This is a genomic window from Mesorhizobium sp. M7A.F.Ca.US.006.01.1.1 (assembly GCF_003997935.1).
Classification (GTDB): Bacteria; Pseudomonadota; Alphaproteobacteria; order Rhizobiales; family Rhizobiaceae; genus Mesorhizobium.
Map to the genome: position 1 here is coordinate 1 of NZ_RZQL01000266.1, position 9,172 is coordinate 9,172.

Annotated in this window: 9 protein-coding genes; 6 read left to right on the forward strand and 3 right to left on the reverse strand. The window is 63.9% G+C overall.

Annotated features, from left to right (window positions below; translation table 11 throughout):
* Positions 1–301 (reverse strand): preprotein translocase subunit SecG (secG, locus tag EN943_RS31275; RefSeq protein WP_127415907.1); only part of this gene is annotated, 301 nt, incomplete at its 3' end.
* Positions 302–471: 170 nt separating this feature from the next.
* Entirely contained in the window at positions 472–1,239 is a 768-nt protein-coding gene (gene tpiA, locus EN943_RS31280) for a triose-phosphate isomerase (RefSeq protein ID WP_127415908.1), read from the reverse strand.
* A 145-nt stretch (positions 1,240–1,384) separates the two neighbouring features.
* Between tpiA and EN943_RS31285 the strand changes: the two genes are divergently transcribed.
* From EN943_RS31285 to glp, 5 genes are read left to right on the forward strand one after another with little or no spacing between them, the layout of a single operon-like run.
* The gene (locus EN943_RS31285) at positions 1,385–3,277 is read left to right on the forward strand and encodes a SurA N-terminal domain-containing protein (protein WP_127415909.1); all 1,893 of its coding nucleotides are present in this window, start codon (positions 1,385–1,387) and stop codon (positions 3,275–3,277) included.
* Positions 3,274–4,284 carry an anthranilate phosphoribosyltransferase gene (gene trpD / locus EN943_RS31290; RefSeq protein WP_127415910.1) on the forward strand — a complete coding sequence of 337 codons (1,011 nt, stop codon included), beginning with the start codon at positions 3,274–3,276 and terminating at the stop codon, positions 4,282–4,284. The genes EN943_RS31285 and trpD overlap by 4 nt, the downstream gene beginning before the upstream one ends.
* Before the next feature lie 3 nt (positions 4,285–4,287).
* Positions 4,288–5,100 carry an indole-3-glycerol phosphate synthase TrpC gene (gene trpC, locus EN943_RS31295; protein ID WP_127415911.1) on the forward strand — a complete coding sequence of 271 codons (813 nt, stop codon included), beginning with the start codon at positions 4,288–4,290 and terminating at the stop codon, positions 5,098–5,100.
* A gap of 2 nt (positions 5,101–5,102) precedes the next feature.
* Positions 5,103–5,600, forward strand: a complete 498-nt coding sequence (gene moaC / locus EN943_RS31300; protein ID WP_127415912.1) for a cyclic pyranopterin monophosphate synthase MoaC — start codon at positions 5,103–5,105, stop codon at positions 5,598–5,600.
* Positions 5,600–6,805, forward strand: a complete 1,206-nt coding sequence (glp, locus tag EN943_RS31305; protein WP_127415913.1) for a gephyrin-like molybdotransferase Glp — start codon at positions 5,600–5,602, stop codon at positions 6,803–6,805. Before moaC ends, glp begins: the two co-directional genes overlap by 1 nt.
* A gap of 48 nt (positions 6,806–6,853) precedes the next feature.
* Here glp and EN943_RS31310 read toward each other — a convergent pair whose 3' ends face one another.
* The gene (locus tag EN943_RS31310) at positions 6,854–7,684 is read right to left on the reverse strand and encodes an alpha/beta hydrolase (protein WP_127415914.1); all 831 of its coding nucleotides are present in this window, start codon (positions 7,682–7,684) and stop codon (positions 6,854–6,856) included.
* Between the two features lie 256 nt (positions 7,685–7,940).
* Between EN943_RS31310 and EN943_RS31315 the strand changes: the two genes are divergently transcribed.
* The coding region (locus EN943_RS31315; protein ID WP_127415915.1) for an AMP-binding protein at positions 7,941–9,172 on the forward strand (1,232 nt) is incomplete at its 3' end.

A 9,172-nucleotide genomic window follows, 5' to 3' on the forward strand; every position in this document is an offset into this window, starting at 1 on the left:
TTCCAGGCAACTGGTTGAGCACGCCTTTGCCGGCGCCGTCCGAGGTTGCCGGCACGCGGTCGAGAATATCGATCGGCTTCTCGCCGTAGCGGGCGACGATCGACAGCGTCAGTGACGTGGCGAAGAAAGCGGCCGCCAGGATCGCCGTCGCACGCGTCAGCGCGTTGGCAGCACCACGCGCGGTCATGAAGCCGGATCCGCCACCGATGCCGAGGCCACCGCCTTCGGAACGCTGCAGCAGCACCACGCCGACAAGGGCGAGCACGACCATGAGATGAATGACGATCAGTACGGTTTCCATAGTTTATCCTGGCAAGGCCTTGCCCGGCCGCGGACACGACCGGTGAATTGGAGGCGGCTCAATACAATGCTTTGACGGCATTTCCAAGCCCGTGGCCGGAATATGGGAAGCAACCCGTCCTTTGCAACGATTTCATGTACCGGAAGCCCTGTCCGGCGGGACAAATGTCTTCAAGCAATATTGCGATAGGCCTCGGCGATGCCGAGAAAATCCGCCGCTTTCAGGCTGGCGCCGCCGACCAGCGCGCCGTCGACATTCCTGACGCCGAGCAGTTCGACCGCGTTGGAGGGCTTGACCGAGCCGCCATAGAGAATGCGCACCTTCGCCGCGACGCTGCCAAGCTTTTCCGACAGCCTTTCGCGGATATGTGCGTGTGCTGCGGCCACATCGCCGGCCGTCGGCGTCAGGCCGGTGCCGATCGCCCATACCGGCTCATAGGCAATGATGGTGTTGGACGGGATGGCGCTTGGCGGGACCGAGCCCTCGACTTGCCGCGACAGCACGTCCAGCGTGGCACCCGCTTCACGCTGCTCATGCGTTTCGCCGACGCAAATGATGGCAACAAGCCCGGCACGCCATGCGGCGGATGCCTTGGCCTGGACAGTGGCGTCATCCTCGCCGCGTTGCTCGCGGCATTCGGAATGGCCGACGATGACATGGCTTGCGCCGGCATCCCTGAGCATTTCCGCCGAGATGCAGCCAGTGTAGGCGCCGCTCTCCTTGGTGTGGCAATCCTCGCCGCCGGCATGCACCGGCGTGCGTGACAGGATCTCCGCGGCGTGGGCAAGCAGGGTTGCGGGAACGCAAACCAGCGCTTCGGTCTCCGCGTCAAGTCCGCTCATGAAACCGTTGCCGATCATCCGGAGTTCGTTGAGCGAGGCGCTGGTGCCGTTCATTTTCCAGTTGCCGGCGACGAGCGGGCGAATTCCTGGCGTCATGGGTTTGCTTCTCCGGATGATATCGGGGCTCTGGCCCTCACTACCAAAATCAGCCCACAAAGCAATCGACAGTGGGCCGGAAGGGCGCTATTGCGCTTGTTTCAGACTCGGCGCATGCGAGAATGCGCATAAATCGGAAGTAAAAATGCTTGGTATATTGAGAAGCGCGGCAGGCACCTGGGTCGCGAAGGGGCTGCTGGTGCTGCTGGTGCTCAGCTTTTTGGTCTGGGGCGTTTCCGGGCGGCTGATGGGCGGTTTGGCCGGCCATGATTCGGTCATAACGGCCGGCGGCACCAAAGTGTCGATCAACGAATACCGTCTCGCCTATGATCGCCAGCTCGCCGTCATGTCGCAGCAGTTCGGCCAGCGTCTCAGCCACGAACAGGCAAAGGCGCTCGGTGTCGACAATCAGGTGCTGGCGCAGCTCGTCTCGGGTGCCGTTCTCGACGAACAGGCCCGCAAGCTGGGCCTCGGACTTTCCAAGGACCGGCTGGCCGAGCTGACACGCGAAGACCCGGCCTTCAAAGGCCCGGGCGGCCAGTTCGACCGCAGAACGTTCGAATATATGCTGCAGCAGATCGGCATGCGGCCCGAGGATTATCTTAAGAACCGTGCCCAGGTGGCGGTGCGCCAGCAGATTGTCGAGGCGGTCTCGGACGGCCTCAAGGCTCCGGACACTTTCCTCAAGGCAGTTGCGCTCTATCGCGGCGAAGACCGCACCATCGACTATTTGACGCTGCCCAAGGCACTGGTGGAGCCGATCGCGGCACCGTCCGACAGCGTGCTTTCGGCCTATTTCGAAGCCAACAAGAAGACATATGCGGCACCCGAATACCGCAAATTCTCCTATGTCCGCCTCGAACCGGCCGACATCATGGATCCGACAGCCGTCACCGACCAACAGGTCAGCGACGATTACAACAAGAACAAGGCGCGTTACACCACGCCGGAATTGCGTACCATCGAGCAGCTCGTGTTCAAGACGCCGGATGCGGCCAAGGCCGCACTCGATTCGCTCAAGGCCGGCGCTACTTTCGACAAGCTGGTCACGGCGGAAGGCAAGACCCCGGCCGACACCTTGCTTGGCACGCTTGCCAAGGACAAGATCGCCGACAAGGCGGTCGCCGACGCGGCCTTCGCGCTCAACGCCAATGAAGTCAGCCAGGTCGTGCAAGGCGCCTTCGGTCCGGTGCTGCTGCGCGTCACCGAGATCAAGCCCGAGGTGGTGAAGCCGCTGGCCGAGGTGTCCGACCAGATCCGCAAGGATCTGGCGCTGGGCGAGGCAAGCCGCATCCTTCTGGACGTACGCGACAATTACGATGATACCCGCGCCGCCGGCAGTTCGCTGGCCGACGCCGCGGCCAAGCTGAAGCTGAAGGTCGTCACCATCGACGCCATCGATCGCAGTGGACTGCGGCCAGATGCAAGCATCGTCAAGGACCTGCCGCAATCGCCGGAGCTGATCAAAGCCGTCTTCGACGCCGAACCCAACACGGAAAACGATGCCTTGACCACAGCCGACAACGGCTTCGTCTTCTATGAGGTGGCGTCTATCACGCCGGCTCGCGACCGCACGCTGGATGAGGTTCGTCAGAAAGCCGTGGCCGACTGGACGGCGGCGGAAACAAGCAAGCGGCTCGCCGCCAAGGCTGACGAGCTGGAAAAGCGGCTCAAGGCCGGCGCAACGCTCGACGTCATCGCCAGCGAACTGAAGCTGGAAAAGCAGACCAAGCGCGGTGTCAAGCGTGAGGCTGACGACGTCGATTTCGGCAAGGAAGGCGCCGCAGCGATGTTTGGAGTCGGCGAAGGCGGTACCGGCCTGATCCCCTCGCCCACCGGCGACGGGCAGATCCTGTACAAGGTCGCCGAAGTGTTCGAGCCCGCCGGAGCCGATGCCAGCTCAGTGCCGGATGACGCACAGAAATCTTTTACCTCTGGTATGTCGGACGACCTGCTCGACCAGTTGGTGGCGCAGTTGCAGACGCAGTACGATGTTCGCATCGACCAGGCCGCCGTCGCCCAAGCCTCGACAAGATGAGCGCGCTGAAAACCCATATCGCCAAGATTGCGACCGGTAGCGCGCTTTCCTTCGAGGAAGCGCGCGAGGCCTTCGACATCATCATGTCGGGTGATGCGACCCCCGGCCAGATCGGCGGCTTCCTGATGGCGCTGCGCGTGCGCGGCGAGACGGTGAGCGAGATTTCAGGCGCCGTCGCAACCATGCGCGCCAAGATGCTGCGCGTGGACGCGCCCGATGGCGCCATCGATATCGTCGGCACCGGCGGCGACAATTCCCACAGCGTCAACATTTCGACGGCATCGGCCTTCGTCATCGCTGGCAGCGGTGTGCCGGTTGCCAAGCACGGCAATCGCGGTCTGTCGTCATTGACAGGGGCCGCCGACGTGCTGGTCGCGCTCGGCGTCAAGATCGACATCTCGCCCGAATCCATAGGCCATTGCATCCATGAGGCGGGCGTCGGTTTCATGTTCGCGCCCGCGCACCATCCGGCGATGAAGCATGTCGGCCCGACCCGCGTCGAACTCGGCACCCGCACCATCTTCAACCTGCTCGGGCCTCTTTCCAATCCGGCCGGCGTCAAGCGGCAGATGGTCGGTGTGTTTCTGCCTGAGTGGATCCTGCCGGTGGCCGAGACGCTGAAGGCGCTGGGCGCCGAGCATGCCTGGGTTGCCCATGGCGACGGCTATGACGAGATCACCACCACCGGCGAGACGCAGGTTGCCGAGCTGATCGGCGGCGAGATCCGCAGCTTCACGCTGACCCCTGAAGCGGTTGGGCTGGCGCGCCATAGCAAGGATGAATTGCGCGGCGGCGATGCGGACTACAACGCCAAGGCCTTGCGCGATATGCTGGGCGGCGCTGCCGGCGCCTATCGCGACACCGTGCTGATGAATGCCGGCGCCGGCCTGGTGGTGGCGGGCAAGGCGACGACGCTTGGCGACGGCATCGCGGCGGCGGCACAAGCCATCGACAGCGGCCGTGCCCTGCAAGTGCTCGACAGGCTGGTCGAGATTTCGAACGGATAGAGCGTGTCTGACATTCTTCGCAAGATCGAGGCCTACAAGCGCGACGAGATCGCGGCAGCAAAGGCACGTGTGCCGTTGGCCGAAATCAAGGCACGGGCAAAAGACGCCGACGCACCGCGCGGCTTTCTTGCCGCACTGGAAGCGAAGCGCAAATCCGGCGCCTTCGCGCTAATCGCCGAGATCAAGAAGGCGAGCCCTTCCAAGGGCTTGATCCGTGCCGATTTCGATCCGCCGGCGCTGGCGCAGGCCTATGCCAAGGGGGGTGCCGCCTGTCTTTCGGTGCTGACAGACGCGCCGTCTTTCCAGGGCGCGCCGGAATTTCTCACCGAGGCGCGGGCAGCCGTCGCGCTGCCGGCGCTGCGCAAGGATTTTCTGTTCGACCCCTACCAGGTTTATGAGGCGCGCGCCTGGGGCGCTGATGCGATCCTGATCATCATGGCGAGCGTCGATGACGCCCTGGCCAGCGAGCTTGAGGCAACGGCATTCGAACTCGGCATGGATGCGCTGATCGAGGTGCATGACGAGGCCGAGACGCTGCGCGCGGTAAAGCTGTCGTCGCAGCTGATCGGCATCAACAACCGCAATCTGAGGACATTCGAAACCAGCCTTAAAACGTCGGAGCGGCTGGCGCCCATGGTGCCGGGCGGCCGCCTGCTGGTCAGCGAGAGCGGTATTTTCACCCATGATGACTGCCTCAGGATGCAGAAGACCGGCGTCGACACCTTCCTCGTCGGCGAGAGCCTGATGCGACAACAGGACGTCACAGCGGCGACGCGCCTGCTTTTGACGGGCAAGGTATCGGCCGAGGCCGTCTGACGATGACATCAGTCCTCACCCATCTCGGCGCGCAGGGCGAGGCCAACATGGTCGATGTCGGCGACAAGGCGGAGACGACGCGCACGGCGATCGCCGAAGGCTTTGTCGCGATGCGGCCCGAGACCCTGAAAATGATCCTCGCCGGCAACGCCAAGAAGGGCGATGTGCTCGGTACCGCGCGCATCGCCGGCATCATGGCGGCGAAGAAGACGCATGAGCTGATCCCGCTCTGCCATCCGCTGCTGCTGACCAAGGTTTCCGTCGACATCGAGCCGGACCATGCTTTACCCGGCCTGAAAGTCACCGCACTGGCCCGCGTCACCGGCAAGACGGGCGTCGAGATGGAAGCGCTGACGGCCGCTTCTGTAGCCTGCCTGACCATCTACGACATGGCCAAAGCTGTAGACCGCGCCATGGTGATCTCCGGCATCCGCCTGGTCGAAAAGACCGGCGGCAAGTCGGGTGACTACAAATCCGTTAAACATGGGGCGAGTGCCTGATGGCGCTGGTTCCTATCGCGGAGGCGCTTGAACGCCTGCTCGATGGTGCGGCACCTCTAGCCGCCGAAAGCGTTTCCCTGTTCGAGGCAGTGGACCGCGTGCTGGCGCAACCGGTCGTGGCACTCCGTACCCAGCCACCTTTCAACGCTTCCGCCATGGATGGCTACGCGGCGCGCGCCGCCGATGTGGCGTCGGTACCGTCGCGGCTTTCGGTGATCGGCATGGCACCGGCTGGACGTGGCTTTGACGGCACGGTCGGCGAGCGACAAGCGGTGCGCATCTTTACCGGCGCGCCGCTGCCCGAAGGCGCCGACACCATCGTCATCCAGGAGAATGTCCGCGACCTCGGCGGCGGCGAAATCGAAGTGATCGAGCCGACGGCGCAATGGCGCAATATCCGCCGCATCGGGCTCGATTTTTCAACAGGCGACATGCTGCTGGAAAAAGGCCGCTTGCTCGACCCGGCGGCACTGTCGCTGGCAGCATCGGCCAACCATCCCCGGGTCAGCGTGGTGAAACGGCCGCTGGTCGCCATCATCGCCACCGGCGACGAATTGCTGCCGCCGGGCAGTGATCTCGGCCCGGACCAGATCATCTCGTCCAATGCCTATGGCGTCGCTGCCACCGCACACTCGGTCGGCGCCCGCGCGCTCGATCTCGGCATTGCCGCCGATCGCAAGGAGGCCATCGCCGACCTGGTGCAAAAAGCGGTCGCGGCCGGTGCGGATGTCATCGTGACGCTTGGCGGCGCCTCGGTCGGCGATCACGACCTGATCCACGACGTGCTGACCGGCGAAGGCATGACGCTCGGCTTCTGGAAGATCGCAATGCGCCCCGGCAAGCCGCTGATGTTCGGCCGCCTCGGTGGCATCAGGTGCATCGGCCTGCCTGGCAACCCGGTTGCAAGCCTGGTCTGCTCGCAACTGTTCCTGAAGCCGCTGCTGGCGCGGCTCGGCGGCCGCAATTATCGCCAGGACATTCGCCCAGCGCGATTGGGCGCCGCAATGCCGGGCAATGATTTGCGCCAGGACTATGTCCGAGCCGTGGTCAGGGAAGATGACGGCGTGCTGGTGGCGACGCCGTTCGGCATCCAGGATTCCTCAATGCTGAGAATGCTGGCCGACGCCAACGGGCTGATCGTGCGGGCGCCGTTTGCCCCCGCAGCAGCCGCTGGCGAGGCTTGCAGCGTGCTGATTCTGCGTTGAGGAATCCCAGACAAGCCATTCATAACAGACGAGAAAATGATCCCGGCTCTAGTTCGAGATCAAGCTCTGCGTCAGCGGATGCGTCGGGTCGGCAAGGCCATCGACAATGCTGTAATGATGCCGGTCGGGTTCGATCACGACGCTGGTGGTGGCGCCAAGGCCGGTCCAGATGTTGGCCAGCAGCGCATTCTGGCGCAGGAATTCGGCGCGCTCGCCACCTCCGGCCCAGCAGGTGATGCGGGCACCATCCATCGGCCGCAGCAGCGCCGGGCTTTCCGTCAGCGCCTCGTGTTCGTCGATGGCCAGGGCCGCGTTCATGCCGGTGCGCATGAGCGGACGCAGGTCATGCAAGCCCGAAATCGAAACGACGTGCCGTATGCGCCGCGCCACATCGGCGGCCAGCGGCGTGGTTGTCGTCACCATCCGGGTGGCGAGATGGCCGCCAGCCGAATGTCCGGTCAGCATCAGCGGTCCCCCGACCATTGCCGCTGCCTTGCTGATTGCTGCCCCGACTTCCCGGACGATGCCGGCGAGGCGTATATCCGGGCAGAGTGTGTAGGAAGGCATCGCAACGGCAAAACCGCTGCCGACCGCGCCGTTGGCGAGGTGCGACCATAGGCTCTTATCGGTCTCCAGCCAGTAACCGCCATGGATGACCACCACCAGCCCCTTGGGCGCGGCATCGGGAAGGAAAAGATCGAGCCGATTGCGCGGCCCTTCGCCATAGGCAATGTCGAGCCGTGCCCGGCCCTCTGCCGAGAGCGCATCACGGAATGCTTGCGCCGGCTCCGCCCACGCGGCCGGCCAGCGATCACTGCCGGCGATGTTTGCGCCGTTGGCATAGGCATCATCCCAATCGACGATGTGACGTTCGAACATCTGCGCCCTTCCCCAAGACGGCATCGCTTCTTCGCTAGCAATGGCCACCGCCATGCCACGCGTCAATGCTCCAGGGCAAAAACATTTTAGGCTTGAAACAAATTTCGACTGGTGCGATCCTGCCTGCACGAACAGCCGACAATGGGAGGTCTGCTGTGCTGCCCCACCTGCAGATATTCACCCTTTCTGGGCGCATCTCCGAGCAGGCGCGATGGGCAGCACGAAGCCTCCTCAGAGCAGACGGGAGAGCGGCGACATGCTTGGGCCTTCAGCGCATATCGACACGTTCACGCGCGATCACCTGCCGCCGCCGGAGCAATGGCCCGATATCCTGCTCGACGGCTTCGACTATCCCGAACGCCTCAACGCCGGTGTCGAACTGACCGACAGGCTGGTCGAGAAAGGCCTCGGCGACCACACCGCGCTGATCGGCAATGGCCGCCGCCGCACCTACAAGGAACTGTCCGACTGGACGAACAGGCTGGCCCACGCGCTGGTCGAGAATTATGGCGTCAAGCCCGGCAACCGGGTGCTGATCCGCTCCGCCAACAACCCCGCAATGGTCGCCTGCTGGCTGGCTGCCACCAAGGTCGGTGCAGTGGTCGTCAACACCATGCCGATGCTGCGCGCCGGCGAACTCGCCAAGATCGTCGACAAGGCGGAGATCACCATCGCGCTCTGTGACACCAGGCTGATGGACGAGATGACCGCCTGCGCCAAGGACAGCGTATTCCTCAAACAGGTCATAGGCTTCGACGGCACCGCCAACCATGATGCTGAACTCGATCGTGCCGCTCTCGACAAATCGGTTGTTTTCAGCGCCGTCAACACCGGCCGCGACGATGTCGCACTGCTAGGCTTTACCTCGGGCACGACAGGCGTGCCGAAGGCGACGATGCATTTCCACCGCGACCTCCTGATCATCGCCGACGCCTACGCCCGCGAAATCCTGGAGGTGACGCCGGACGACATCTTTGTCGGCTCGCCGCCGCTGGCCTTCACCTTCGGCCTTGGCGGCCTCGCTATCTTTCCCCTGCGCTTCGGTGCGGCGGCGACGCTGCTGGAGCAGGCGACGCCACCCAACATGATCCACATCATCGAGACCTACAAAGCGACGATCTCCTTCACCGCGCCGACTGCCTACCGCGCCATGCTGAAGGCCATGGATGAAGGTGCCGATTTGTCGTCGCTGCGCGTTGCCGTTTCGGCCGGCGAAACCTTGCCCGCTCCGGTTTTCGAAGAGTGGACGCAAAAGACCGGCAAGCCGATCCTCGACGGCATCGGCGCCACCGAAATGCTGCACATCTTCATCTCCAACCGCTTTGGCGATATGAAGCCTGCGTCGACCGGCAAGCCGGTGGGCGGCTACGAGGCGCGCATCGTCGATGACGAGATGCGCGAGCTGCCGCGCGGCGCAACCGGCAGGCTTGCGGTGCGCGGACCGACGGGCTGCCGCTACATGGCCGATGACAGGCAGAAGGAATACTG

What these genes read in the sequence shown, in the direction of transcription:
- tpiA (WP_127415908.1), bottom strand. Translation starts at nt 1,239, where the DNA reads ATGACGCCAGGAATTCGCCCGCTCGTCGCCGGCAACTGGAAAATGAAC.
- EN943_RS31285 (WP_127415909.1), top strand. Translation starts at nt 1,385, where the DNA reads ATGCTTGGTATATTGAGAAGCGCGGCAGGCACCTGGGTCGCGAAGGGG.
- trpD (WP_127415910.1), top strand. Translation starts at nt 3,274, where the DNA reads ATGAGCGCGCTGAAAACCCATATCGCCAAGATTGCGACCGGTAGCGCG.
- moaC (WP_127415912.1), top strand. Translation starts at nt 5,103, where the DNA reads ATGACATCAGTCCTCACCCATCTCGGCGCGCAGGGCGAGGCCAACATG.
- glp (WP_127415913.1), top strand. Translation starts at nt 5,600, where the DNA reads ATGGCGCTGGTTCCTATCGCGGAGGCGCTTGAACGCCTGCTCGATGGT.
- EN943_RS31310 (WP_127415914.1), bottom strand. Translation starts at nt 7,684, where the DNA reads ATGTTCGAACGTCACATCGTCGATTGGGATGATGCCTATGCCAACGGC.